We start from the raw sequence: 24,704 nt of genomic DNA, 5'->3' as shown, positions 1-24,704 counted from the left end.
ACCACTCAACGGCGACGGGCGAAGTAACGATCACCGGACCGTTCGAGCAGGAGGTCCTGGTCGAACGTCTTGGACAGGTTGTCGCTGGTCACGACGTCGTCCACGAGGCCGGACGCGACCGCGCGGCCGTCACGCAGCAGTAGCGCGTGGGTGAATCCCGGCGGGATTTCTTCCACGTGATGGGTGACGAGCACCATGGCCGGGGCCTCCGGGTCGAGGGCCAGCTCCGAAAGGCGCGCGACGAGGTCTTCGCGGCCGCCGAGGTCGAGTCCGGCGGCGGGCTCGTCGAGCAGCAGCATCTCCGGGTCGGTCATCAGCGACCGCGCGATCAGCGCCCGCTTGCGCTCGCCCTCGGACAACGTGCCGAAAGTGCGTTCGGCCAGGTGCGGGATGCCCAGCGCGGCCAGCAGTTCGCGGGCGCGGTCGGTGTCGAGGCTGTCGTACTCCTCACGCCAGCGGCCGACGACGGCGTATCCGGCGCTCACCACGACGTCGATGACGCGTTCCTCGCCGGGCACCCGCTGCGCGATCGCGGCCGAGGTGAACCCGATCCGCGGGCGCAGCTCGAAGATGTTGACCTTGCCGATCCGGTCGCCGAGCAGGTCGACCGTCCCCGAGGTCGGGTGGAGTTCGGCCGCGGCCAGCCGGAGCAGGGTGGTCTTGCCCGCGCCGTTCGGGCCGAGCACCACCCAGCGCTCGTCCAGTTCCACGGTCCAGTCGAGGTCGGCGAGGAGGTCGTTGCCTGTTCGGCGGACCCCGACACCGGTCATCCTCACCACGAGGTCGTCAAGTTCGCTGGGCTGGATCGGCTCGCTCACGAGCCCATTGTGTCCGCACACGCGCGCGCGTGTGCACCGGGCCGCCGGTCGGCGGAAAGCGGCTGGTCCAGGGAGTGAGACAGAGCTGTTCCGAGTAACCGCCGAACCGGCGGCTGTGGCAACATCGAAGACGTGATCAGGTCCGTGTCCGCCGCCTTCCCCGTCATCGGGGGCTCTTTCTGGCGCCGCCGGACCATCGACCTGCTCCTCGTCGCCTCGTCCGGGTGTACCGCCGCGCGACACGGCTGAGTCCTGCTCTTTTCCCGGCACAGGTGTGCCTGGGCACCCGTGTCGCGCCGCGTTCGGCCCCTGCTTCCGAGCCCGCGAACCTCCACGAGGAGCCTCACCGTGACCACGTCCGTCTCGCCCCGCCAGGACTTCGAGATCCACCCGCGGCTGGCCGATCCGCTGCTGCCCGAGCTGCTGCACCCCGAGCGCCTGCTCTGGACGCCCCGGGAGCTGGCCGACCTGACCACCACCGTCACCACCGAACTGACCTCGGGCCTGCGCGGCCTGCTGCGCTTCGACGAGGACCGCCGCTGGTGGGCGCGGCTCGCGCTGACCGACGGCGTCGAACTGTGGCTGCTGTCCTGGCTGCCCGGCCAGCAGACCAAACCACACGACCACGGCGGCGCGTCCGGTTCGTTCACCGTGCTGCAGGGTGAACTGGGCGAGGAGTACCGCTACCCGGGCGGCCCGATCCGGCGCCGCACGCACGCCGCGGGCGAGGGCATCGGCTTCGGCGCGGGGCGCGCGCACCAGGTGACCGGCATCGGCACCGCGCCCGCCGCCAGCGTCCACGCCTACTCTCCGCCGCTGGTCGCGACCCGCGAATACGTGACCCTCGCCGACGTTCCCGCCGAGATCCCCTCGCTGGCCCCGATACTGGGCCGATGACCGCTATCGACGAACTGCTGGCCGCCGCCCGGTCCGGACTGAACCGGGCGGAGCCCGAGCAGGCACAACGGCTGCAGCGCGACGGCGCCCTGATCGTGGACATCCGCCCGCACGTCAACCGGTTCGAGGAGGGCGAGATCCCGGGCTCGGTGATCGTCGAGCGGATCCACCTCGAGTGGCGGCTCGCGCCGGACAGCGACTGGCGGCTGCCGGAGGTGAACCCGGACTCGACGGTGATCGTCGTGTGCAACGAGGGGTACTCGTCGAGTCTGGCCGCCGCCGACCTCAAGCGGCTCGGCCTGCCGGGCGCCACCGATCTCGAAGGCGGGTTCCGGGCCTGGCGTTCGGCGGGCCTCCCGGTCCGGGAAGGCGGCACCCCCGCCGTTCCCTGACGCCCTACCGGCGGATCGCCAGCCGGGCGATCGAGTCCGGGGACAGCGGAAGCGCCGCGTGGATCCCGGAGCCTCGCGTCGGCCTGGGGTTGACCAGGACGCCCGTCGCCACTTCCCGCCTGGCGGCCGCGAGCACGACCTCGCGGCCGGTCCGGGGCCGGATCCGGGCCCAGCCCGCGCCGGTGACCGCGCGGTACTCGGCCAGCAGGCGCTCGTCGGTGAAGACACAGAGCCAGTCGCCGTACGGGCCGAGACGGGCCGGGATCGGCGCGCCCGCCTCGTCCGCCGGACCCCACACCGTGCCGTCGAGGAACATCCGCATGACCGCGGGGACGGGGTCGCGCAGGCCGCCGTCGGTCTGCTCCCGCTCCGGCCGGACGTTCCCGGCGATCCACTGCGACGCGAGCCTGAAGTCCTCGCCGGTGAGGTCCTCCTGGAAACCGTCCAAGCTGTTCTTGACGGTCCCCAGGAAGTCGTAGAACCGCCGGGTGCAGGTCCGCTCGGAGACCGCCACCCGCCCGCGGCCGACCATCGTCCTGATCCGGCCGACCATGCCCGCCCCGCCGGTCACCGGATCCACGCCGAGGTTGTAGGCGGTCCAGACGATTTCGGGCATGAGCGGATCGGCGAACCGTTCGAGGACGCGGTTCAGCCGCAAAAGGACGATCTCGCGAACCCTGCCGGGCTCGGCGTCCTCGGCGACTCCCCAGATGGCCCGCAGTTCCGGCCCCAGCGCGCGGCGCAGCCCGTCCTGCTGGATCCCGGCGCGGGCGTGGACGTGGTGCAGCCGGTCCTTGGCCCTGCGCGATGTTTTCGTTTCCTTCGCCGAAGCCACCATTCCTCCGCGATTCAGGATCGGCCCGGCAAAGTGTATTTCACCGGCCTGTTCCGCATTGTTCGGCGGAAATCGAGAATCAGCGGTTTCTTTTGTTCGGTACCGGCTTGACGAAGGCTTACGCGTGGACGACCCGGGCGAGTTCCGCCGGTGTGGCCAGCAGACGGTGCTTCGGCAGCACCCGGACGGTGTAGCCGATCGACCCCGGATGCGGCAGCTTCAGCCGCGCCGCGAACGCGCCGATCCCGTCGCCGGACATTCCGACGGTGACGGGATCGGTCAGTTCGTCCCCGTCACCGACCTTCCCGACGACGGCCTGAACATCCACTTCGGACGGTTCGAGGCCGGCGAGGTCGATCCGGGCCCGGATGATCACCTCGGTCCCGGTGACCATCGGCGCGGCGTCCTCGACGAGCAGTTCGGTGTCGAAGATCCGCACGCGCGGCCAGGAGACGTCGAGTTTGGTCCGGTAATCGGCCAGCGACAGCGCGCCGCGGTACCCGTCACCCGTCGCCTCCGCGACCATCCGCGAGGCGGGCAGGTAGCCCGATTCGACGTACTCCCGCACCATCCGCGACGCCTGCACGCGCGGCCCGAGGCTCTCCAGCGTGTGCCACACCATCGACAGCCAGCCGCCGGGCACGCCACCGGCGTCGCGGTCGTAGAACAGCGGCGCGATCTGGTGGCCCAGCAGGTCGTAGAGCGCCGCGGCCTCCAGTTCGTCGCGGCGCAGCGGGTCGGTGACGCCGTCCGCGGTCGGGATCGCCCAGCCGTTGCTGCCGTCGTAGCACTCGTCCCACCAGCCGTCGCGGATGGAGAGGTTGAGGCCGCCGTTGAGCGCGGACTTCATCCCCGACGTCCCGCACGCCTCCAGCTGCCGCACCGGCGTGTTCAACCAGACGTCGCTGCCGCGGTAGAGGTAGCGCGCCATCGACATGTCGTAATCCGGCAGGAAGACGATGCGGCGCCTCACCTCGGGATCGTCGACGAACCGGACGATCTGCTGGATCAGCTGCTTGCCGCCCTCGTCGGCCGGATGCGACTTGCCCGCGACGACGAGCTGGATCGGACGCCGCTCGTCCAGCAGCAGCGCGCGCAGGCGCTCCGGGTCGCGCAGCATCAGCGTCAGCCGTTTGTACGTCGGCACGCGGCGCGCGAAACCGACGGTCAGCACGTCGGGATCGAAGACCGTGTCGGTCCAGCCGAGTTCGAGCGCGGACGCGCCGCGCTGCATCCACGCGGCCCGCACCCGGCGCCGGACCTCGGCGACCAGCTTCTCCCGCAGTTCACGCCGCAGCGCCCACAGCTGCTCGTCACTGACGCCGTCCCGCAGCGGCTTGCCCTGCGTGCCGTCGAGCCCCAGCTCCTCGTGGTTGCGCCCGAGCAGCGCGCTCAGTTCGCGCGCCACCCAGGTCGGCCCGTGGACGCCGTTGGTGACCGAGGAGACGGGCACCTCGTCGAAGTCGAATCCGGGCCACAGCCTGGAGAACATCCTCCGCGACACACGGCCGTGCAGCGCCGAGACACCGTTCGCGCGCTGGGCGAGCCGCAAGCCCATATGCGCCATGTTGAACAGGCCGGGGTTGTCCTCCGCCCCGAGCGCGAGCACGCGGCGCGGGTCGACGTCCGGGACCAGCCTGCCGTCGGCGAAGTACCGCTGGACGAGGTCGACGGGGAACCGGTCGATCCCCGCGCTGACCGGCGTGTGCGTGGTGAACACGGTGCCGGCGCGGACCGCGGGCAACGCCTCGTCGAACGCCAGCCCGTCGGTCTGGATGATCTCGCGGGCGCGTTCCAGCCCGAGGAACCCGGCGTGGCCTTCGTTGGTGTGGAACACCTTCGGCTGCGGATGCCCGGTCAGCTCGCAGTAGCGCCGCACCGCGCGGAAGCCGCCGATCCCGGACAGGATCTCCTGCCGGATGCGGTGGTCGGCGTCGCCGCCGTAGAGCCTGTCGGTGACCGCGCGCAGGTCCTCGTCGTTGGCTTCGGTGTCGGTGTCGAGCAGCAGCAACGGGATCCGGCCGACGCGGGCCTTCCAGATCTGCGCGTGCAGCGTCCGCCCGGCGGGCATCGCGACGTCGACGAGCACCGGCTCGCCGCCGTCGGTCAGCAGCTCCAGCGGGAAGGCGTTGGGGTCGATCACCGGGTAGTGCTCGACCTGCCAGCCGTCGAGCGACAGCGCCTGCCGGAAGTACCCGGCGCGGTAGAGCAGCCCGACCCCGATCATCGGCACGCCGAGGTCCGACGCGGCCTTGAGATGGTCACCGGCGAGCACGCCGAGGCCACCGGAGTAGTTCGGCAACGCCTCGGTGACACCGAACTCCATCGAGAAGTACGCGACGGCGGGAGGGAGATCTGTGCCGTCCTGCTTCTGGTACCAGCGCGGCTCGGCGAGATAGCGGTCCAGGTCGGCGACAGCCTCGCGCGCGTGGGCGAGGAAGGCTTCGTCGACGGCCAGCTCGTCGAGCCGGGTCGGCGGCAGCGCGGTGAGCATCCGCAACGGATCGCGGACGCGGTTGAACAGCTCCGCGTCCATCGACGCGAACAGGTCGCGAGTGGGCGGATGCCAGGTCCAGCGCAGATTCGTAGCGAGGTCACCGAGGCCGGAGAGCGACTCCGGCAGGCTCGCGCGGACGGTGAACCGGCGGACTGCTCTCATGAGGAGCGACCATATCGGCAGAGCCCCCACCCCGCTCAAGACCCACTTCGGGGATTACCTGCACGCGAGCCATAAGCGCTGGGTAGGGTCCCTGCTTGCCGGTGTACGCGGCCCGGTCGGGGCCCTGACGACAAGCGAGTGAACATGATCCAAGGGGGAGGTCGGGGCCTCTACCGCCCGGCTCTGATCGCGATCGTGGTGACGCTGGCCCTCGGGCTGAGCGCGTGCAACGACAAGGGCGGTTCGACGGCGGGCAAGGAAGGCGGCCAGCCGGGCGCCGGCGACATCGCCGGTCTGCCGGTCACGCACTTCGAGAGCGGCCTGAAGCCGGACGCCCCCAAGCCGGACCTGCAGGTCCGCAACGAGGACGGCTCCGAAGACGACCAGCTCGCCATCGCCGCCATCGCCGACGCGCAGACCTACTGGACCGAGGTCATGCCGCGAGACTTCGGCCAGCAGTACGAGCCGCTGAAGTCGCTGCTGTCCTACAGCGCGCGGTCCGACGACGAAGACACCAAGTGCGGCAGCGTCAAGGGCCTGGTCAACGCCTTCTACTGCCCGCCGGACGACTCGGTGGCGTGGGACCGCGGCGTGCTCCTGCCGATGCTGCGCGAGCGGTTCGGGAAAATGGCGAGCGCCGTCGTGCTCGCCCACGAACTCGGCCACGCCGTGCAGTACCGGCTCGGCGAGAAGGCCAACATCAAGAAGACCACCCCGTCGATCGTCAAGGAGCAGCAGGCCGACTGCTTCGCCGGCGGCTACTTCCGCTGGGTCGCCGAGGAGAAGAGCAAGTTCTACAAGCTCTCCACCTCCGAGGGCCTGAACCAGGTCATGGCGTCGCTGTTCCTGATCCGCGACCAGGCGGGCACCAGCGCGACGAAACAGGGCGCGCACGGCACGGCGTTCGACCGCACGTACGCGTTCCAGGTCGGGTTCGAGAAGGGCCCGAAGGAATGCGCCGCGATGAACGAGGAGAACATCAAGGCGCGCATCACCGAGCGCCCGTTCGACAAGGGTGACAAGGGCAAGGGCGACGCGAAGCTCGACGCCGAGATCATCGGGATCCTGAAGAAGAGCCTCGACGAGGCCTTCAAGGGCGCCGGTGTCCCGGGTCCGGAGATCACCGAGGACGGCAACGGCAGCTGCTCCGGCGGCCCCAGCACCCCGCCCGCGTCGTACTGCCCGTCGAACAACACCGTCAGCATCGACATGGCCAAACTGCGCGAACTCGCCCAGCCCGTCGACCAAGAGGCCGAATGGAAGAGCGGGCACAGCGAGGGCAAGGGCGACTTCGCCGCGTTCTCGGAAATCGCGTCCCGCTACGCGATGGGCATCCAGAAGGGTGTCGGCGCGTCGATCGACAACGCGAACGCGGGACTGCGCACCGCGTGCCTGGTCGGCGCGTGGGCGAAGGCCAGCTCGGTGCCCGGCGGGACGCTGCGGCTCTCGGCCGGTGACCTCGACGAGGCCATTTCGGACCTGCTGAGCCCGGAAAGCCTGGTCTCGGCCGATGTCAACGGCAAGCGCGTCGACAACGGTTTCGAGCGGATCGAGGCGCTGCGGAAGGGCTACCTGGAGAGCTCCGCGGTGTGCTCGACGCAGTACGGCTGATCGGTCCGGTCACGACTCCCTGAAGTGCCATGAAAGGTCCTTTCCTTGCAAATTTCGCAAGGAAAGGACCTTTCATGGCGTTGGGGGTGTGGAGCTCGTCCCTGGCCCGCACCCTGCACCACGCACACCCTGCACCTCCCGCACCCCGCACTCGTGCACCTCCCGCACCCCGTCCCCGCGCACTCGCACACCACCCGCCTCGTCCCCGCGCACTCCGCCCCGAACCCCGAACCCCGAGTGTCATGAAAGGGGCGTTCAGGACACTTTTCGTCCTGAACGCCCCTTTCATGACACTCGGCGGGCCGGGCGCAAGGGGGCGTGGGTGGCAAAGCACGTCAGGGCGGACCGGTCTTTGCCTGCCTACCGCTGACCTGCGCGAAGGTGGCGATTCGGGAGAGTGCCGGGATCGACGATGGAGGAATCGGGACGTTCAGTGTCCCGATTCCTCCATCGTCGAGAGGGCGTCCCGGCCGGTGGCCGTCACACTTTCCACCCAGCACGAAAAACCGACGTGCGACCAGATCCCGGTGGGTGAGCAAATACGAGTCCGCCAGAACGCGACTTACCACTCACGACCCCCTCGCGACCCCGCCCCAAGTACGTGAAGGCCCTCTTCACCGCGCTAGACGCAGTGAAGAGGGCCTTCACATAACCAAAAGCTCAGTAAAGAGCGCTCGCCAGATCCCGCCGCGCCTTCATCACGCGCTCGTCCGCCGGGTCGAACAGCTCGAACAGCGCCACCAGGTGCTCCCGCACCTTGTTGCGCTCGTCGCCCGCGGTCCGCCGCACGGCCGCGATCAGCCGCGAGAAGCCCGCCTCGGGCTGCTGCCCGGCGACTTCGAGGTCGGCGGCGGCGAGCTGGGCGTCGAGGTCGGCCGGGTCGGCGTCGGCCTTCGCGATCGCGTCCGGGCCGGCGGCCTCGGCGCGCGCGGTGAACTTGACCTGCGCGAGCGCGGTCTTGGCCTCCTCGTTCGCCGGCTCGACGTCGAGGATGCGCTCGTAGGCCGCCTGCGCCGCGGCGAGGTCGCCCCGTTCGAAGGCGTCCTCGGCCTCGGTGAACCGCGTGTCCTCCGGCACCTCGACACCGCCGCCGTTCTCCTCGGCGGCCTTGATGCCGGGCAGTTTGTCGCGCAGCGCGTCAAGCAGCGAACCGAGCCACTTGCGGATCTCGGGTTCGGGCAGCGCGCCGGAGAACGCGTCGACCGGCTGGCCGCCCCCGATGGCGATGACCGTCGGGATCGACTGCGCGCCGAAGAGCTGCGCGATGCGCGGGTTGGCGTCGACGTCCACCTTCGCGAGCACCCAGGCACCACCGGACTCGGCGGCGAGGCGCTCCAGGACGGGGCTGAGCTGCTTGCACGGGCCGCACCATTCGGCCCACAGGTCGACGACCACCAGCTGCTGCAGGGATCGCTCGACGACGTCGGTCTGGAAGCTCGCCTCGGTGACGTCGATCACGGCGCCCTCCGCGGCGGGGCCGCCCGGTACGTCACCGTCGGCTGACGGCGGCCGCGGTGGGGCCGGGGGCTGTTTCTGGGGCGCTTCGGCACGCGCCTTGAGGGCGGAAAGGTCGACCGCGCCGGAAAGCGCGGCGGACAGGGCCGCCGTCTTCGATGCTGATCCGCGTGGGTGTGTCACGGTTCCATCCTGGCACGCATCCCCGAGCGATTCACCGCATGCCCCCGGGTGCCCGCTTGGCAGGACGGTCCCGTTCCGGCAGGCTCCCCACGAGGGGGTGATCGACATTCCGACACGCAGGACAGCCACCGTGGCCGTCGCGATAGGTATCGCCATCGTTTGGGTGAGCGTCATCACGGTGCTGATAGCGCATCAGCCCGACCCCGGCGTCGGCAGTCCGGGACAGCTCCGGGAGGGCCTCACCGCCGCGCTCAACGAACACGACGTCGAGGCCCTCTCCGAGCTCATCGACTACCCGCCCGCCTCGGCGGACGACTTCGCGAAGTCCTATATCGACGCCTTGACGGGCCGCGGCACCCACGACGTCGCGGTGAAGTTCGCGCCGGACGACACCGCGCCGACTTCGGCCACCGTCAGCGGGAAACTGGGCGACGGCGGCACGTTCGGCTACTCGGTGGCCATCGCGGTCAAGGACAAGCTGTGGCTGGTCTCCTTCACGCCACCGCTCCCTTAGCCTTCCAGGTGCTTCTCGACCCGCTCGACCTTCGCGGTCAGCTGGCCTTCGTAACCCGGCCGGATGTCGGCCTTGAGCACCAGCCCGACGCGTGACGATCCCTCGCCCGCGGCCTCGACGGCCCGCTTGACCACGTCCATGACCTGGTCCCAGCTTTCTCCTTCTACATTCGTGAACATCGCGTTGGTCGAATTCGGCAGACCGGACTCGCGCACCACTTTCACCGCGCGGGCGACCGCTTCGCTGACACCGCCGTCTTCCTCGGCCGCGGACGGGCTGACACTGAACGCCACGATCATCTTCTGCTCCTCGTTCGGACACTTTTCCCACGGATAACACCCGGTCGCGCACCATGGTGCGGGTACCCGCTGGTAACTTCGAACGCCATGAGCCGTCCGTTGCCGTTCGACCCGATCGCCCGCGCGGCGCAGCTGTGGGAGGCCCGCATCGGGCCGTCCGAAACCATGGCGGCGGTGACCGGGATCATGCGCGTGCAGCAGATCATCCAGTCCGCCGTGGACGGCGCGCTCAAACCACACGGGCTGACCTTCGCCCGGTATGAGGCGCTCGTCCTGCTGACCTTCGCCCGTGCCTCCCACCTGCCGATGCGCGTGATGGGCGAGCGGCTGCAGCTGCACCCGACGAGCGTCACCAACATCGTCGACAGGCTCGAAAAGGACGGACTGGTCAAGCGCGTCCCGCATCCGACCGACCGCCGCACCACGCTGGTCGAGATCACCGACGAGGGCCGCGCGCGCCGCGAGGAGGCCACGCAGGCGGTCACCGAGATCGACTTCGGGCTGACCGGGCTCACCGGCAAGCAGACCGAGCAGCTGACCGACCTGCTGACCAAGGTCCGCAAGGCCACCGGCGACTTCACCGAATAACCCCCGCGAACGGAAAAGGCCCCCTTCCATCGGACGGGGGCCTTTTCGCGGGGACCGGAAGATCAGACGGCGGCGGGTTCCGGGGTCCTGGTGAACAGGCCGACACCACCGTGCGTGAGCCGCTGCGGGCCGTCGAGCTTGCCGTTGCGCAGCGCCCAGGACTCGAACAGCCACGTGAACAGCGGCGGGATGCTGGAGAGCAGCGCCAGGATCAGGGTCTTCGGGCGCCAGCCGAGCGGCTTCGCCACGGACAGGGAGACCAGCACGTAGAGGACGAACACGACGCCGTGCACCATGCCGAGGACGGGGACGCCGCCTTCGCCGAGCTTGACGGCGTACTTGAGGAACATCCCGACCAGCAGCCCGGCCCAGGAGAGGGCTTCGGCTACCGCGGCCACGCGGAATACTAGAGCGGCCTTGCTGGACACGTTCTCCTCCTGTGGGGTCTCACCACTATGTGTGTTTACATGACTACGTCCGACGAGCACTGTCCAAGGCGGACTCGCCAGGGACGTCAACAGCGCTGTCGGACGTGGTGAGACCAGTGTGAGGCGTGACGGCCCTCACCGGAACACCGGGGGCCGTGATGCTTCTCACGACCCCCGGCACGAACCGGTCTAAACCACTCGGATCACCCGGCGCAGGGCGATTTCGGGGCACCTTCGAGGCCTGTCGCCCAGGTGGCTTTCGCCGCGTCATCGGTCAACTTGAAGTCCAAAGTGGTCCCTCGCGTCAACTGTTCCAAGCCGACATACGCCCGCTGCGAACCGGATCCCAGTCCTTGGACGTACTGGAGCTTCGACGGGTCGGCGCCGTCGGCCTTGATCGTGATGTCACGGCCGTTCTCCAGATGCAGCACCGACTTCTCGAACCGCGGCGCGTTGAGCACGAACTGCCCGGTGCCCGGTACCGCCGGATACAACCCGAGCGCACTGAAGACATACCACGCGGACATGGTCCCGAGGTCGTCGTTTCCGGTGACCCCGTTGGGCGCGTTGGTGAACAGCGTGTGCGCCGCGCGGACGACGGCCGAGGTCTTCCACGGCTGCCCGGTCAGCGTGTACATCCAGGGCGAGTGCAGATCCGGCTCGTTGTTGGGGTTGTAGCGGAACTGGTTGTAGTAGTTGTACGGGCCGACGACCCATTCCTCGCGCACGGTCTTCGCCGGGTCCTTGACCAGATCCCCGTAGGCGAAGAAGTCGTCGAGGCGTTTGCCCACGTTCTCCTTGCCGCCCATGCGGTCGACCAGGCCGGGCACATCCTGCTGGGTCAGCCATTGGTACTGCCACGACGTGCCCTCGTGGAACCCGTCCGGGCTCTGCGGGGTGTAGGGCTTGTCCGCCGGGCTGAACCAGTCGCCGCCGGTGACCTTGGGCCGGTAGAAACCGGTGAAGCCGCGGTCGCTCACCGACGAGTCCCACAGCGTGCGATAGCTGCGCCCCTTGTCTGCCAACGCCTTCGCGTCGTCCTTCTTGCCGAGACCGGCGGCCATGATCGAAAGCGAGCAGTCCGCGAGCGCGTATTCCAGGGTGGCCGAAGCACCGTGGTTCGGGTCGGTGTCCTGCCCCTTCTTCGGGAAGTCCTTGTCGTACTGGACGAACCCGTCCTTCTGGTAGGTCACGTTCCCCGAACGGCCCTGGAACGGCGAAGACGCGGGCGGGATCTCCCGCGAGTTCTGCAGAAGCGCCTGGTACGCCTTGAATTCCTGTCCGGATAGCGCGCCGAAGCGCCACAGGTCGACCAGGAACGGGGTGACCGGATCGCCGGTCATCGTGTTCGTCTCCTGGTTCGCGTACGCCCAGCGCGGCAGCCAGCCACCTTGGTCGTGGATGGCGAGCACGGATTTCGCGACGTCCTTCGCCCGCGCCGGCCGCAAGAGGGCGAGCAACTGGTTCTGCGTGCGATAGGTGTCCCACAACGAGAAGAACTCGTAGTACGTCCAGCCCAGCGCCCGGTGGATCTTGTCGTCGAAGCCGCGGTAGCGGCCGTCGGAGTCATTGCCGGTCAGTGGCTGGAGCAGCGCGTGGTAGAGCGAGGTGTAGAACACCGTGCGGTCGTCCTTCGCCCCGCCCTTGATGTCCACTGAGGACAGTTCCTTGCGCCAGGCGCGCTGGGCGCCGTCGCGGACAGCGTCGAAGGAACGGCTCTTCTCGGACGCCAGGTTGAGCTTGGCGCCGAAAGCGTCCACGTGGGAGATCGCCGTCGTCGCGGTGACCTGCCCGCCGCCGAAGGTCAGCCAGGCGCCACGCAGGCCTTCACCGCCCGCGGACTCCTTCGAGCCCGGGGCGCCACCCGTCGGCGACCAGGTGCCGGAGGATTTGAACGGCTTGTCGAACGTCGTGGTGAACCAGGTCTTGTACGGCTTCCCGCCGCAGAACGCCTGCGACTCCACCATTCCCTCGACCGTCCGGTCCCCGATGACGCGGATCTGGCTCGCCGTCACGGGTTCCTTGTCGTTGGCCTGGCCGACGTTGACGAAGACATTCGCGTCACCGGACTTGGCGAAGGTGTACCGCTCGACGCCGGTCCGCGTGGTCGCGGTGGTCTCCGCGTCGACGCCGCCGTAGCCGGTGAGCCGCACCTTGTAATAGCCGGGCTTCCCGACCTCGCCCTCGTGCGTGTACGGCGAGGCGTACTTCTTGTGGTCGAAGGTCTCCGGTTTCGTGGTGTCGAACGCCGCGCCGGGCCCGACCGCGCCGGTGGTGGGCAGGGACGACACGAGGCCGCCCTGCTCCCAGCAGCCCGCGCCGGACAGGAAGAAATGCCCGAAGCCGCGGATCGCGGTGTCGTCGTAGCGGTAGCCGGCGTAATGCGAGGAGATCGGGCTGACCTGGGTCATCCCGAAAGGCGCCGAAGCGCCGGGGAAGGTGTTGCCGTCGTCCTTGGTGCCGATGAAGGTGTTGACCGCGTCCACGGGGTCGCCACCACCGGGCGCCGCCGCCGCGACGGGCGTGAAAAGCCCGGCGGGAACGACGAGCGCGGTGAGCAACCCGGCGACGCGGGTCGAAGTGCTTGCGGGCATGAGAAAGGCCGCCTCCTGACAACGTTGTCGCTGCCTGCCCACCTTCGACAAGAACAGACCACCTGGTCAAGAGGTCCGCGAAACCCTGTCCGATTCCGGACAGAGACCACGCGAAAGGCCTATCGGAAGCACCCGGCAGTAACGGTTCGACCTCGGAAAGCGTCTTCGAAGCAGACCGGGCATTGACATCGACGCGGCGCTCGCGTTCAATTCCCGCCACTATGACAACGTTGTCTTCCAGCGGACCGGACAACGGTCACCGCACCGCCGGCCGCCGGGCCACGATGAGCGATGTGGCCCGGCTCGCGGGCGTGAGCATCAAGACCGTCTCGCGGGTCGTGAACGACGAGCCCGCCGTCCATCCGGACACCGCCGAGCGCGTCATGGCGGCGATCGAGCAGCTCGGGTTCCGGCGCAACCTCGGCGCGCGGAACCTGCGGCGCGGCTCGACGACCGGGACGATCGGCCTGATCGTCGAGGACGTCGGGAACCCCTTCTATTCGGAACTCAACCGCGCCGTCGAACGCATCGCGACCTCGTTCGGCCGCCAGGTGCTGACCGGTTCGTCGGAGGAGAACTCCGACCGCGAACGCGAACTGGTGCTCGAGTTCTGTTCCCGTCGCGTCGACGGCATCCTCGTCGTCCCCGCCGGGATGCAGCACGGCTACCTGGTCCCCGAGATGCGCGCCGGCACGCCGGTGGTGTTCCTCGACCGGCCCGCCGGCGACATCGTGGCCGACACGGTGCTGGTCGACAACATCGGCGGCACCGTCGAAGCGGTCGCCCACCTCGCGAAACACGGTCATCGCCGGATCGCGTTCCTCGCCGACAGCCCGGACATCTTCACCGCGGGCGAACGCCTGCGCGGGTTCCGGGAGGGCTGCGTCCGCAACGGGATCCCCTACGACGAGAGCCTCGTCGCGATGCGGACCCCGACGGCAGGGAGCGTCGGCGACGCCGTGCAGCGACTGCTCACCGGGCCGAACCCGGCCACCGCGGTGATCGCGGGCAACAACCGGGTCGCCGTGCACCTGCTGCGCGCGCTGGCCCACGCCGAACGGCGGCCCGCGATGATCAGCTTCGACGACTTCGAACTGGCGGATCTGCTGGATCCGCCGGTCTCCGTGATCTCACACGACGTGAGCGCACTCGGCCGGGCGGCCGCGGAACTGCTGTTCGCCCGGGTCCAGGGAGATCAATCCGCACCGAGAAAGGTAGTTCTGCCCGTGCATCTCGTAGCCCGCGGTTCCGGGGAGGTCACCCCTTCATGAGCGGTCACCTCGAACCGATCCGCCTGCCGGCGAACCAGCCGCCGCAGTTCTACCGCGGCGGCGACGCCATCGCCGCGCTGCGGGGCGCGTCGCCGGAATCCAAGTACGGCCCGGAGGACTGGGTCGGCTCGGCCACCACGATGTTCGGCCAGGAGACCAACGGCCTGACCAAACTCCCCAGCGGGATCTGGCTGCGCGACGCCGTCCGCGAGAACCCGTCCGCCTGGCTCGGCGCCAAGCACGTCGAAGCACTCGGCGATTCGACCGGCCTGCTGGTGAAGCTGCTCGACGCGGGCCAGCGCCTGCCGGTGCACTTCCACCCGTCGGATTCGTTCGCGCGGCGGCATTTCGACTCGCACTTCGGCAAGACCGAGGCGTGGATCGTGGTCGGCACCTACGGCGACGACCCGCGCGTCTACCCGGGCTTCAAGGAGACTGTCGACAAGGCGACGGTCAACGAATGGGCCCGCAGCCAGGACGCGCCCGCCATGCTCGAAGCGCTGAACAGCGTCGCGGTCACCCCCGGCGACACGGTCTACATCCCGGCGGGGCTGCCGCACGCGATCGGCGAAGGCGTGTTCGTCGTCGAGCTCCAGCAGCCGACCGACTTCTCGCTGACCCTGGAATGGCGCGACTTCCTGGCGAACCCGGAGAAGGCGCACCTCGGGATCGGCTTCGAAACCGCCATCGAAACCCTGGACACCTCGGGCTGGGACGAAGAGCGGCTCGGCTCGATCGTCAAGCGCACCGCGGCCGACGAAGCGTCCACTGTGGATCTGCTCGCCGACGGCAGCGACGCGTTCTTCCGGGCCGACCAGCTCCGTCCCGCTGTTTCCGGTAGGTCGACAACGTTGTCACTCGACCCGTCGTTCGCGGTCCTGGTCGTCATGGACGGTTCGGGCACGCTCCGCACCGAACACGGCGGCGAGTACGCGCTGGACAAGGGCGAGACGTACGTGGTCCCCCACGACGCCGGACAGTCCACTGTGGAGGGCGATGTCACGGTCATCCGCTGCAGGCCACCGGCACCGGAGAAGAGGGAGCGATCGTGAGCGAACTCCTGCTCGACGCACAGAACCTGGTCAAACGGTACGGCTCGGTCGAAGCACTGCGCGGAGCGTCTTTCCAGGCCCGCGCCGGTGAAGTCACCTCGCTGATCGGGGACAACGGCGCCGGGAAGTCCACTTTGGTCAAATGCCTGTCCGGCGCGGAACAGCCGACGTCGGGCAAGATCCTGCTCGACGGCGAGGAAACGCACCTGGACTCCCCCACCACCGCCCGGTGGATGGGAATCGAGACGGTGTACCAGGACCTCGCGGTCGCGCCGGAACTCGACCCGGCCGCGAACCTGTTCCTCGGCAGGGAGATCCACCGCAAGGGGATCCTCGGCAAGCTCGGGATGCTGGACAAGGCCGAGATGAAGCGTCAGGCCGTGGACGAGTTCAAACGGCTCGGCGTGACCCTGCAGAGCACCGACGTCCCGATCGGCTCGCTTTCGGGCGGGCAGCGGCAAAGCGTCGCCGTCGCGCGGTCGGTCGTCTGGGCCTCGAAGGTCGTGTTCATGGACGAGCCGACGGCCGCGCTCGGCGTCGTGCAGCGCGAACGCGTGCTCGACGTGATCAAGAAGGTGCGGGACAAGGGCATCGCCGTCGTGCTGATCAGCCACAACATGCCCGAGGTGCTGTCGGTGTCCGATCGCATCGAGGTGCTGCGGCTCGGCAAGCGCGTCGCCCGGTTCACCGGCGCCGACACGAAACTGGAAGACCTGGTCGCCGCGATGACGGGCGCCCTCGTACAAGAGGAGGTGGCATGACCGTGTCCACTCCGACGAAGAAGGACCCCGAGATCCAGTCCTCCGTGGAGGGCGGCTTCGGCAGGCGGTCGATCGGCCAGCGGCTGATCGGGGCCAACACGTTCTGGATCGCGCTGGTGCTGCTGGCGCTGATCATCGTGTTCACCGCGATCGCGCCCGCCGAGTTCGCGACCGTGTTCACCTTCCAGACGCTGCTCATCGAGACTTCGGTGCTGCTGGTGCTCTCGGTCGGCATGACGTTCGTGATCATCACCTCGGGTATCGACCTGTCGGTCGGTTCCGTGCTGATCTTCGCGGGCATGGTGGCGGGCAAGACGATGGAGGCGATGAGCCCCGGCGGCGACGCGACCAAGGCCGGGTGGGACGTCATCCTCGTCGGGCTCCTGGCGGCTGTCGTCGCGGGCACGATCTGGGGGCTGATCAACGGTTTCCTGATCGCGGTGGCGAACATCCCGCCGCTGATCGTCACGCTCGGCACGATGGGTGCCGCGCTCGGCGCCGCGTACCTGCTGAACAACGGGTCCGACGTGCGCAGCGTGCCGACCGAGCTCAACAAGACGCTCGGCTACGGGACGTCGTTCGGTGGCGTGCCGAACCTGGTACTGGTGGCCGTGGTGATCACGCTGATCGGCGCCTGGCTGTTGCACACCACCAAGTTCGGCCGCTACACCTACGCCGTCGGCTCCAACGCCGAGGGCGCGCGCCGGGCGGGCATCGGGGTGACCGCGCATCTGCTGAAGGTGTACACGCTCACCGGTTTCCTCGCCGGTGTCGCCGGTTTCCTGTCGCTGGCGTACTACGCGTCGACGACGATTTCGGCGCACACCACCGACAACCTCAACGCCATCGCCGCCACGGTGATGGGCGGCACGAGCCTCTTCGGCGGTGTCGGTTCGGTGCTGGGCACGGTGATCGGCGTGTTCATCCCGGCCGTGCTGAAGAAGGGCTTCAACATCACGCAGGTCCAGGACTTCTGGCAGATGATCGCGGTCGGCGCGGTGCTGATCGCCGCGGTCTGGTTCGACCAGCGGCGCCGTCGTCGCCGCAACTCTCGTTAGTTCCTACGCACAAAGAGGTGCAATCCCCATGAAGAAGACCCTGCTCGTCACCGGTGCCGTCCTGTCCGCCGCCGCGTTGCTGACCGCCTGCGGTGGCGGCACGGTCGGCGGATCGTCCTCCGGTGACTCCGCCGCCAAGACCAACAACAAGAAGCTGTCGCTGATCCCGGGCGTGCAGGCCGAGCCGTTCTACATCTCGATGCAGTGCGGTGCCGAGGCCGAGGCCAAGAAGGCCGGCTACGAGATCACCACGCAGGCGCCGCAGAAGTTCGACGCGGCCATGCAGACCCAGCTGGTCAACGCGCTGGGCTCCAACCCGCCCGCCGCGCTGCTCATCGCGCCGACCGACGCACAGGCGATGCTCGCGCCGATCCAGCAGGTCAAGACCCGCGGCGCGAAGGTCATCGAGGTCGACACCGCGCTGAAGGACACCAGTGTGGCGGAGTCGTCGATCTCCTCGGACAACGCCGAGGGCGGCAAGCTCGCCGCGAAGACGATGTCGGAGCTGGCCGCGGGCAAGACCGGTTCGGTGCTGGTGCTCGACACCATCGCGGGCACCTCGACCACGAACACCCGCGCGAAGGGCTTCGAGGACGAGCTGAAGAACTACCCGAACCTGAAGTCGGCGGGCGTGCAGTTCACCCAGAACGAGCCCGACCAGGCCGCGTCCAAGGTGACCGCCGCGCTGGCGTCCACCCCGGACCTGATCGGCATCTTCGCGACGAACCTCAACACCGGTGAGGGCGCCGCGACCGGCCTGCGGAACGCGGGCAAGATCGGCGCGGTCAACCTGATCGGCTTCGACGCTTCGCCGTCGGAGATCGAAGGCCTGAAGAAGGGCGAATACCAGGGCCTCATCGCGCAGGACCCGGCCGCCATCGGGCAGCAGGGCGTGCAGCAGGCGATCGCGGCACTGGAGGGCAAGCCGGTGACGCGCAACCTGACCGCTTCGCTGCACTCCATCACCAGGGCGAACATGGACGCTAACGCGCAGTACTTCTACAAGCAGAGCTGCTGACGCGCTTCGGCAGTGCCATGAAAGGTCCTTTCCTTGCAAATTTTGCAAGGAAAGGACCTTTCATAGCGTCCCGGGACGCACTCACTCCGCGAGTTCGACCACCCCAGCGGGAGCGAAGAGCGTGAGAGCCGCGTACAGCCGGGCGCCCCCACCAAGGTGCCCCAGCGCGTACGCGTACTCGCCGTCCTCAAGCAGCACCTCGGGCCCCGAACCGGTCCATTCGAGCCGGTAGTGCCACCAGTGCATCCACCGCCCCACCCGGCGCTTCTCGCGCCACACCCGCAACCGCGTCACCTCGGTCCACCGGACGTCGAAAACCCCGGGCACCGAGAAACCCGAGGCCGACAGCGTCAGCACAGAGGCCGAGCGCCGGAGAGCGAGCAGGATCAGCCCCGCGAAGGCCACGCTGAGCAGCCCGAACACCTCTCCGGACACCCCCGGCGTGGACAGTGCCACGACGACGGCGACGATCCCGCCACCGCCGAAGACCACGAAACCGACCAGCGCGACCCGACGCATCACGACGTCCAGGCGTAGCACCACAGCATCACCGGGGACCATGTCCGGAGCGTAACCGGCGAAACCACGCAGCGACGTTAGGATTCGGTCTTCGACGTCGTGGAGGAGGCCGGATGACCACTCGTCTGCCCTGGCGTCCCGCCGCGACCGCGGATCCGGTGCCGGTGCTCGCCGCCGCCCAGCGTGTCTCGGACGATCTCATGGACGGCCTCGCCGGTCCCCGCGCCCGCCACGCCACACACGGCCTCCGCCGGCTGTTCGGGGTCCCCGGCCTCGGGCTCACCGACCTCTCCGGCTCGCTTATCTGGTCCGGCCGCCCGGCGTCCGACGACGTCGTGGTCTCGGCGCTCGACGAGGTCCTCCACTCCGAGACGCCGGTGTCCGAGCCGGGGCTGCTGGCGCTGCCGCTGCACGTCCACGACGAACTGTCCGGTGTCCTCCTGGTCTCCGGCGGGACGAACACGATCGCCCGCCAGGCCGCCGAACTCGTCGTCCACGCGCTCGAACGCGGGCGGCTGGAGGCGTCCGCCGAGCAGGCCGCGGAGGCGGAACTGCGCGCGCTGCGGGCCGAGATCTCCCCGCATTTCGTGTACAACGCGCTCACCGTGATCTCGTCGCTGGTCCGCTCCGATCCGGACCGCGCCCGCGACCTGATGCTCGACTTCGCCGACTACACCCGCTACAGCCTCGCCCGGCACGGCGAGTACACGATGGTCGCCGAGGAGTTCCGCGCCATCGAGACGTACCTGGCGTTGCAGCGTGCGGTGCTCGGCGAGCGGCTCCGGGTGCAGGTGCGCGTGGCGCCGGAGGTCCTGGCCGTCGCGGTGCCGTACCTCGTGCTGGAACCGTTGGTGGAGAACGCGATCCGGCACGGGATCGAACCGCGCGCCGAGGCGGGCTTCATCCAGGTGCAGGGCATGGCGGAAGGGAACGACTGCGTGATCAGCGTCGAGGACGACGGTCTCGGCATGGACCCCGCCCGCGCGGCGGCGATCCTGGCCGGGCGCGGCGACGACGGCGGCGTCGGACTGGCCAATGTGGACAGACGATTGCGCAGCGTCTACGGGCCCTGGTACGGCCTGACTGTCGAGACCGAGACCGGCGCGGGCACCAGGGTCGTGGTGCGCGTGCCCCGATTCCAGCCGGGGGTGCTGCCGTGACGAACGGGTTGCGGGTGCTGGCGGTCGACGACGTCCCGCCCGCCCTCGACGAGCTGTGCAGCCTGCTGCGCGAGGCGCCGGAGGTCGCCGAGGCGGTCGCGGCCGGTGACGCGCTCACCGCGCTGAAGATGTTGCAGGGCAGTCATTTCGACGCCGTCTTCCTCGATATCTCCATGCCCGGCCTCGACGGGCTCGAACTCGCCTCGCTGCTTTCGCGGCTCAGCGAACCGCCGGTGATCGTGTTCGTCACCGCGCACGACGGCCACGCCGTCGCCGCGTATGGCATCGGCGCCGTCGACTATCTCCTGAAGCCGGTCCGCGCCGAAAGGCTGTCCGCCGCACTGTCCAAAGTGGTCCGGATGGCGGGCAACCAGGCCGACGAGCCGCAATCCGCACCGGACGCGATGTCCGCGCTGCCGGTGGAATCCGGTGGTCGCACGCGATACGTCCGGCGCGACGACGTCCAGTTCGTCGAGGCACACGGCGACTACGTCCGGCTGCACACGAAATCCGGCGTCCACGTCACCCGGATGCCCCTCTCCCGACTCGAAGAGTATTGGGAGGGAACGGGATTCACCCGCGTGCACCGGGGTTTCCTGCTCGCCGTGGACGCGGTGCTCGAATTGCGCAGCGACACCACCGGCGGGCTGCTCGCGCATACGGAGGCGGGCGACGTCCCGGTGAGCCGCCGTCACGCACGCGACCTGCGGGACAGGCTGCTCGCCGCCGCGCAACGCGGTGAGCTGGGCCGGGGGAGCCACCCGTGAGCCGCGTCAAACGGGTCGCCGTCACCAGTCCGCAGACCAGGCTCGCGCATTCGCGGCGCCGGGCTCGCGGCCGCTGGCGGGTCCCCCGGCTGGCGGCGGGCGACGCCGAACGCGCGGACCTGCTCTACCGCGCCCAGCGCCGTCGCGGACTCCCCGCGCTGGCCGGGATGTTCGGGCTGGTGTTCGGGCTCCCACTGGTGTTCGGGCTGTTCCCTGGCCTGGATTCGGTGCGGCTGCTGGGGATCCCGCTGTCCTGGCTGATGATCGCCGTCCTCCCGTATCCGGCCATGGCGCTGCTTTCGTGGTGGCAGTTGCGCCGGGCGGAAAAGATCGAGGACGACTAGTGGTCGCCGCACTCTCGGTGGCCCCCGTCGTGCTGATCACCCTGCTGATCGGGTTGCGCGGCGTCGCCGCCATGCGCACGACGTCGGATTTCCTCGTCGCCTCACGCCGGATCTCGCCGCTGGTCAACTCCGCCGCCGTCTCGGGCGAGTACCTGTCCGCCGCGTCGTTCCTCGGCGTCGCCGGACTGGTAGTGAAGGACGGTATCGGCGCGCTCTGGTATCCGGTCGGGTTCACCGCCGGGTACATCGCGATGCTGGTGCTCGTCGCGGCGCCGATGCGTCGTTCCGGCGCGCTCACCGTCCCGGACTTCGCCGAGGCCCGGCTCGCCTCGCCCGCCCTGCGCCGTCTCGCCGCGTTCGTCGTCCTGGTGATCGGAACCCTTTACCTGGTACCGCAATTCCGGACCGCGGGGCTCGTGCTGACCGCCGTCGGCGGGACGCCGTACTGGGTCGGCGTCGTCATCGCGGGCACCGCCGTCAGCGCGACACTGGCGCTCGGCGGGATGCGCGCGGCGACCTACGTCCAGGCGTTCCAGTTCGTGCTGAAACTGCTGCTGTTCATCGTCCCCGCGATCTGGCTGGTCTCCCAGGTCTCCCCGGCGGAACGCTCGGCTTCGGTGCACCCGGTGGAATTCACCCACTTCGCCCGCGACACCAGCCTGTCCTTCGAGATCGACGTGACACTGACCCTGCGCGAGCCGACCACCCTGCTCACGCCGGAAAAGCGTGTCGTGCCACCGGGAGAACTGGTGGCCAGGAGCGGCGAGACACTGGAATTCGCCGCGGGCACACCGGTTCCCGCCGTCCGGGGAGGTGCCCCGCTGGGCGGACCGGATTGGCAACGGCCGCTGCTCGACCTCGGCGACCACGGCTATCCGCTGCTCGGCACGTGGGCGATCCTGATCGCGACCATGCTCGGCACGATGGGCCTGCCGCACGTCCTGATGCGCTTCCACACCAGCCCGGACGGCCGCGCCGCCCGCCGGACCGCGGCGATCACCGTCGCCCTGCTCGGCGTTTTCTATCTGTTCCCAGGGGTTTACGGCGTCTTCGGCCGGGTGCTGGTGCCGGAGCTGTACGTCTCCGGCGCGACGGACACCGTCGTCGTCGCGCTGCCGGCGCAGATCGACGACGGCTGGGCGGGGTCGCTGTTCACCGGGCTGCTGACGGCGGGCGCGTTCGCCGCGTTCCTGGCGACGTCGCTCGGCCTGCTGCTGGTGATCTCCGGCGCGATCGCGCACGACCTGGCGCCCGGCGGCCTGCGGAGACTGCGGTGGTCGGTGCTCGGGGCCGCGGCGGTGATGGTGCTGCTCGCGCTGCCGTCGGCCAGATTGGACGCGGGCGTCCTCGTCACCTGGGGTTTCACCGTGGCCGCGTCGACGTTCTGCCCGCTGCTGGTCCTCGGCATCTGGTGGAACCGGCTCACCGCGGCGGGCGCGATCAGCGGTGTCCTCACCGGACTCGTCGCGTCTTCGGGCTCGATCCTCGTGGCGTTGTTCGCCCCCGGGCTGAGCGGGCTGCCCGCGATCCTGGTGTCGCAGCCCGCGCCGTGGTCGGTTCCACTGGCATTCGGCGTAATGATCGTGGTTTCCTGGCGGGGCAGGCCGCCCGCCTGGTCGACGGCCGCCATGCTGCGGCTGCACCTGGACGATCGCACGGCCGAGACCCCTTCGTCGTGGTCCGACCACCGTTCGTCGACCGTTCGTCGTCTCGGCAGGCGTTTGAACCGCTGAAGGTTCCGGTCTCCATGCCCCCTCCCTAACGTGTCGCGGAACACATTCGCGGCGCGAGGAGAGCACGATGAGCACCGAAACGGACACTCCCAGTCCGCCCGAGGTGGACTGGGACAAGGCCCACGACAGCCCCGAGTTCAAAGAGCTGCGTTCGCGGCTGCGCCGGTTCGTGTTCCCCGTCTCGGCGCTGTTCCTCGTCTGGTACCTGCTGTACGTGCTGCTCGCCGACTACGCGCACGGCTTCATGAGCACGAAGCTGGTCGGCAACATCACCGTCGGCCTGGTCTTCGGTCTGCTGCAGTTCGTTTCGACCTTCGTGATCACCGGGCTCTACGTCCGCTACGCGAACAAGAAGCTCGACCCCATCGCGGAGAAGATCCGCACGGAAATCGAGGATGAGGCCAAATGACCCTCGCCGCCGGAGTCGAGGGCAGCAGCCCCGCACTCAACATCACCATCTTCGGCCTCTTCGTGGTGGTCACGCTGTTCGTCGTGTTCCGGGCCAGCCGCAACACGAAGACGGCTTCGGATTACTACGCCGCGGGCCGCGCGTTCACCGGTCCGCAGAACGGCGTCGCCATCGCGGGCGACTACCTCTCCGCCGCGTCGTTCCTCGGGATCGCGGGCGCGATCGCCGTCTACGGCTACGACGGCTTCCTCTACTCCATCGGCTTCCTGGTGGCGTGGCTGGTCGCGCTGCTGCTGGTCGCGGAACTGCTGCGCAACACCGGCAAGTTCACCATGGGCGACGTCCTGGCGTTCCGGATGAAACAGCGCCCGGTGCGGGCCGCGGCGGCGACATCCACCATGGCCGTCTCGTTCTTCTACCTGCTGGCGCAGATGGCGGGTGCCGGTGGCCTCGTCGCGCTGCTGCTCGGGATCGAGAGCAAGGCCGGGCAGGCCGTGATCATCGTGATCGTCGGCATCATCATGATCGCCTACGTCCTCATCGGCGGGATGAAGGGCACCACCTGGGTCCAGATCATCAAGGCGGCACTGCTGATCGTCGGCGCGCTCGCGATGACGCTGTGGGTGCTGGGCATGTACGGCTTCAATCTCTCCGCGCTGCTGCAGGGCGCCGTGGACAAGGCGGGCAAGGCCGGTGAGGCGCTGCTCGGACCGGGTAACCAGTACGGCAAGACCGGCACCACCAAGCTGGACTTCCTGTCGCTCGGCATCGCGCTCGTCCTCGGGACCGCGGGCCTGCCGCACGTCCTGATGCGCTTCTACACGGTGCCGACGGCGAAGGAAGCCCGTCGTTCCGTGGTGTGGGCGATCGGCCTGATCGGCGTCTTCTACCTGTTCACCCTGGTGCTCGGCTACGGCGCGGGCGCGCTGGTCGGCGCGGACAAGATCAAGGCCGCGCCCGGTGGCGTGAACTCGGCGGCCCCGCTGCTGGCGCTCGAACTCGGCGGCCCGATCCTGCTCGGCCTGATCGCGGCGATCGCCTTCGCGACGATCCTCGCGGTGGTCGCCGGCCTGACGATCACGGCGTCGGCGTCCTTCGCGCACGACGTCTACGCCAACGTGATCAAGAAGGGCAAGGCGTCACCGGCTTCGGAGGTGAAGGTCGCCCGGATCACCGCGCTGGTGATCGGCGCGGTCGCGATCCTCGGCGGGATCCTCGCCAACGGGCAGAACATCGCGTTCCTGGTGGCGCTGGCGTTCGCGGTGGCGGCGTCGGCGAACCTGCCGACGATCCTGTACTCGCTGTTCTGGAAGCGGTTCAACACCCAGGGCGCGTTGTG

At 69.1% G+C, this 24,704-nt stretch carries 24 protein-coding genes; 16 read left to right on the top strand and 8 right to left on the bottom strand.

The window, feature by feature from the left end:
- Window positions 1-5: 5 nt before the first annotated feature.
- Complete coding sequence (locus ACFOSH_RS07365) at window positions 6-818, bottom strand: ABC transporter ATP-binding protein (RefSeq protein WP_378237944.1); 813 nt, start codon at window positions 816-818, stop codon at window positions 6-8.
- 348 nt (window positions 819-1,166) lie between these two features.
- Here ACFOSH_RS07365 and ACFOSH_RS07360 point away from each other — a divergent pair, with 348 nt between their 5' ends.
- Window positions 1,167-1,715, top strand: a complete 549-nt coding sequence (locus ACFOSH_RS07360) for a cysteine dioxygenase (protein WP_378237943.1) — start codon at window positions 1,167-1,169, stop codon at window positions 1,713-1,715.
- A complete protein-coding gene (locus ACFOSH_RS07355; protein ID WP_378237942.1) occupies window positions 1,712-2,107 on the top strand; it encodes a rhodanese-like domain-containing protein in 396 nt (131 codons plus the stop codon). Before ACFOSH_RS07360 ends, ACFOSH_RS07355 begins: the two co-directional genes overlap by 4 nt.
- Before the next feature lie 4 nt (window positions 2,108-2,111).
- Here ACFOSH_RS07355 and ACFOSH_RS07350 read toward each other — a convergent pair whose 3' ends face one another.
- Together ACFOSH_RS07350 and glgP are read right to left on the bottom strand one after the other, a co-directional pair.
- Window positions 2,112-2,945, bottom strand: coding sequence for a hypothetical protein (locus ACFOSH_RS07350; RefSeq protein ID WP_378237940.1), 834 nt, complete (start codon window positions 2,943-2,945; stop codon window positions 2,112-2,114).
- A 115-nt stretch (window positions 2,946-3,060) separates the two neighbouring features.
- Window positions 3,061-5,601 carry an alpha-glucan family phosphorylase gene (glgP, locus tag ACFOSH_RS07345; protein ID WP_378237939.1) on the bottom strand — a complete coding sequence of 847 codons (2,541 nt, stop codon included), beginning with the start codon at window positions 5,599-5,601 and terminating at the stop codon, window positions 3,061-3,063.
- A gap of 138 nt (window positions 5,602-5,739) precedes the next feature.
- Here glgP and ACFOSH_RS07340 point away from each other — a divergent pair, with 138 nt between their 5' ends.
- Window positions 5,740-7,212 carry a neutral zinc metallopeptidase gene (locus ACFOSH_RS07340; RefSeq protein ID WP_378237938.1) on the top strand — a complete coding sequence of 491 codons (1,473 nt, stop codon included), beginning with the start codon at window positions 5,740-5,742 and terminating at the stop codon, window positions 7,210-7,212.
- Window positions 7,213-7,872: 660 nt separating this feature from the next.
- On the opposite strand, the gene ACFOSH_RS07335 is transcribed toward ACFOSH_RS07340, so the two are convergent.
- Window positions 7,873-8,850, bottom strand: coding sequence for a tetratricopeptide repeat protein (locus ACFOSH_RS07335; protein WP_378237937.1), 978 nt, complete (start codon window positions 8,848-8,850; stop codon window positions 7,873-7,875).
- Window positions 8,851-8,980: 130 nt separating this feature from the next.
- On the opposite strand from ACFOSH_RS07335, the gene ACFOSH_RS07330 reads away from it, so the two are divergent.
- Window positions 8,981-9,364 carry a hypothetical protein gene (locus ACFOSH_RS07330; RefSeq protein WP_378237935.1) on the top strand — a complete coding sequence of 128 codons (384 nt, stop codon included), beginning with the start codon at window positions 8,981-8,983 and terminating at the stop codon, window positions 9,362-9,364.
- Here ACFOSH_RS07330 and ACFOSH_RS07325 read toward each other — a convergent pair.
- Window positions 9,361-9,663: a thiamine-binding protein gene (locus tag ACFOSH_RS07325; protein WP_378237933.1), complete on the bottom strand. Its 303-nt coding sequence runs from the start codon at window positions 9,661-9,663 to the stop codon at window positions 9,361-9,363. The genes ACFOSH_RS07330 and ACFOSH_RS07325 overlap by 4 nt on opposite strands.
- An 87-nt stretch (window positions 9,664-9,750) precedes the next feature.
- Here ACFOSH_RS07325 and ACFOSH_RS07320 point away from each other — a divergent pair, with 87 nt between their 5' ends.
- Window positions 9,751-10,251: a MarR family winged helix-turn-helix transcriptional regulator gene (locus ACFOSH_RS07320; protein ID WP_378237932.1), complete on the top strand. Its 501-nt coding sequence runs from the start codon at window positions 9,751-9,753 to the stop codon at window positions 10,249-10,251.
- A gap of 62 nt (window positions 10,252-10,313) precedes the next feature.
- Here ACFOSH_RS07320 and ACFOSH_RS07315 read toward each other — a convergent pair whose 3' ends face one another.
- Complete coding sequence (locus ACFOSH_RS07315) at window positions 10,314-10,679, bottom strand: DUF3817 domain-containing protein (protein WP_378237931.1); 366 nt, start codon at window positions 10,677-10,679, stop codon at window positions 10,314-10,316.
- A 203-nt stretch (window positions 10,680-10,882) separates the two neighbouring features.
- Window positions 10,883-13,273 carry a GH92 family glycosyl hydrolase gene (locus ACFOSH_RS07310; protein WP_378237930.1) on the bottom strand — a complete coding sequence of 797 codons (2,391 nt, stop codon included), beginning with the start codon at window positions 13,271-13,273 and terminating at the stop codon, window positions 10,883-10,885.
- Between the two features lie 284 nt (window positions 13,274-13,557).
- Between ACFOSH_RS07310 and ACFOSH_RS07305 the strand changes: the two genes are divergently transcribed.
- From ACFOSH_RS07305 to ACFOSH_RS07285, 5 genes are read left to right on the top strand one after another with little or no spacing between them, the layout of a single operon-like run.
- Window positions 13,558-14,544: a LacI family DNA-binding transcriptional regulator gene (locus ACFOSH_RS07305; protein ID WP_378238056.1), complete on the top strand. Its 987-nt coding sequence runs from the start codon at window positions 13,558-13,560 to the stop codon at window positions 14,542-14,544.
- Window positions 14,541-15,596 (top strand): class I mannose-6-phosphate isomerase, encoded by a 1,056-nt coding sequence (locus tag ACFOSH_RS07300; RefSeq protein WP_378237929.1) that lies wholly within the window; start codon window positions 14,541-14,543, stop codon window positions 15,594-15,596. Before ACFOSH_RS07305 ends, ACFOSH_RS07300 begins: the two co-directional genes overlap by 4 nt.
- Window positions 15,593-16,357 carry an ATP-binding cassette domain-containing protein gene (locus ACFOSH_RS07295; protein WP_378237928.1) on the top strand — a complete coding sequence of 255 codons (765 nt, stop codon included), beginning with the start codon at window positions 15,593-15,595 and terminating at the stop codon, window positions 16,355-16,357. Before ACFOSH_RS07300 ends, ACFOSH_RS07295 begins: the two co-directional genes overlap by 4 nt.
- A complete protein-coding gene (locus ACFOSH_RS07290) occupies window positions 16,354-17,415 on the top strand; it encodes an ABC transporter permease (protein ID WP_378237927.1) in 1,062 nt (353 codons plus the stop codon). The genes ACFOSH_RS07295 and ACFOSH_RS07290 overlap by 4 nt, the downstream gene beginning before the upstream one ends.
- A gap of 28 nt (window positions 17,416-17,443) precedes the next feature.
- On the top strand, window positions 17,444-18,433 hold the full coding sequence (locus tag ACFOSH_RS07285; protein ID WP_378237926.1) for an ABC transporter substrate-binding protein: 990 nt from the start codon (window positions 17,444-17,446) through the stop codon (window positions 18,431-18,433).
- A gap of 81 nt (window positions 18,434-18,514) precedes the next feature.
- Here the strand turns inward: ACFOSH_RS07285 and ACFOSH_RS07280 are convergent, their stop codons facing one another.
- Window positions 18,515-18,994, bottom strand: a complete 480-nt coding sequence (locus ACFOSH_RS07280; protein ID WP_378237925.1) for a hypothetical protein — start codon at window positions 18,992-18,994, stop codon at window positions 18,515-18,517.
- 71 nt (window positions 18,995-19,065) lie between these two features.
- Between ACFOSH_RS07280 and ACFOSH_RS07275 the strand changes: the two genes are divergently transcribed.
- The 6 genes from ACFOSH_RS07275 to ACFOSH_RS07250 form a co-directional block, all read left to right on the top strand.
- Window positions 19,066-20,112: a sensor histidine kinase gene (locus ACFOSH_RS07275; RefSeq protein ID WP_378237924.1), complete on the top strand. Its 1,047-nt coding sequence runs from the start codon at window positions 19,066-19,068 to the stop codon at window positions 20,110-20,112.
- The gene (locus ACFOSH_RS07270) at window positions 20,109-20,879 is read left to right on the top strand and encodes a LytR/AlgR family response regulator transcription factor (RefSeq protein ID WP_378237923.1); all 771 of its coding nucleotides are present in this window, start codon (window positions 20,109-20,111) and stop codon (window positions 20,877-20,879) included. Before ACFOSH_RS07275 ends, ACFOSH_RS07270 begins: the two co-directional genes overlap by 4 nt.
- Complete coding sequence (locus tag ACFOSH_RS07265) at window positions 20,876-21,223, top strand: hypothetical protein (protein ID WP_378237922.1); 348 nt, start codon at window positions 20,876-20,878, stop codon at window positions 21,221-21,223. The genes ACFOSH_RS07270 and ACFOSH_RS07265 overlap by 4 nt, the downstream gene beginning before the upstream one ends.
- A complete protein-coding gene (locus tag ACFOSH_RS07260; protein ID WP_378237920.1) occupies window positions 21,223-22,956 on the top strand; it encodes a sodium/solute symporter in 1,734 nt (577 codons plus the stop codon). Before ACFOSH_RS07265 ends, ACFOSH_RS07260 begins: the two co-directional genes overlap by 1 nt.
- 67 nt (window positions 22,957-23,023) lie before the next feature.
- Complete coding sequence (locus tag ACFOSH_RS07255; RefSeq protein ID WP_378237919.1) at window positions 23,024-23,365, top strand: DUF485 domain-containing protein; 342 nt, start codon at window positions 23,024-23,026, stop codon at window positions 23,363-23,365.
- Window positions 23,362-24,704, top strand: a 1,343-nt coding sequence (locus tag ACFOSH_RS07250; RefSeq protein WP_378237918.1) for a solute symporter family protein, incomplete at its 3' end; no start/stop codon positions are given. The genes ACFOSH_RS07255 and ACFOSH_RS07250, both read left to right, overlap by 4 nt.

The organism is Amycolatopsis speibonae, from assembly GCF_042647925.1.
Taxonomy (GTDB): domain Bacteria; phylum Actinomycetota; class Actinomycetes; order Mycobacteriales; family Pseudonocardiaceae; genus Amycolatopsis; species Amycolatopsis speibonae.
The sequence above is the reverse complement of the archived record's forward strand: the minus strand, read 5'-3'. Positions and strand labels throughout refer to the sequence as shown.

Bases quoted from the DNA above. Each gene is read 5' to 3' on its own strand.
- ACFOSH_RS07355 (WP_378237942.1), top strand. From the start codon at position 1,712: ATGACCGCTATCGACGAACTGCTGGCCGCCGCCCGGTCCGGACTGAAC.
- ACFOSH_RS07350 (WP_378237940.1), bottom strand. From the start codon at position 2,945: ATGGTGGCTTCGGCGAAGGAAACGAAAACATCGCGCAGGGCCAAGGAC.
- glgP (WP_378237939.1), bottom strand. From the start codon at position 5,601: ATGAGAGCAGTCCGCCGGTTCACCGTCCGCGCGAGCCTGCCGGAGTCG.
- ACFOSH_RS07325 (WP_378237933.1), bottom strand. From the start codon at position 9,663: ATGATCGTGGCGTTCAGTGTCAGCCCGTCCGCGGCCGAGGAAGACGGC.
- ACFOSH_RS07320 (WP_378237932.1), top strand. From the start codon at position 9,751: ATGAGCCGTCCGTTGCCGTTCGACCCGATCGCCCGCGCGGCGCAGCTG.
- ACFOSH_RS07310 (WP_378237930.1), bottom strand. From the start codon at position 13,273: ATGCCCGCAAGCACTTCGACCCGCGTCGCCGGGTTGCTCACCGCGCTC.
- ACFOSH_RS07305 (WP_378238056.1), top strand. From the start codon at position 13,558: ATGAGCGATGTGGCCCGGCTCGCGGGCGTGAGCATCAAGACCGTCTCG.
- ACFOSH_RS07300 (WP_378237929.1), top strand. From the start codon at position 14,541: ATGAGCGGTCACCTCGAACCGATCCGCCTGCCGGCGAACCAGCCGCCG.
- ACFOSH_RS07290 (WP_378237927.1), top strand. From the start codon at position 16,354: ATGACCGTGTCCACTCCGACGAAGAAGGACCCCGAGATCCAGTCCTCC.
- ACFOSH_RS07285 (WP_378237926.1), top strand. From the start codon at position 17,444: ATGAAGAAGACCCTGCTCGTCACCGGTGCCGTCCTGTCCGCCGCCGCG.
- ACFOSH_RS07280 (WP_378237925.1), bottom strand. From the start codon at position 18,994: ATGGTCCCCGGTGATGCTGTGGTGCTACGCCTGGACGTCGTGATGCGT.
- ACFOSH_RS07275 (WP_378237924.1), top strand. From the start codon at position 19,066: ATGACCACTCGTCTGCCCTGGCGTCCCGCCGCGACCGCGGATCCGGTG.
- ACFOSH_RS07255 (WP_378237919.1), top strand. From the start codon at position 23,024: ATGAGCACCGAAACGGACACTCCCAGTCCGCCCGAGGTGGACTGGGAC.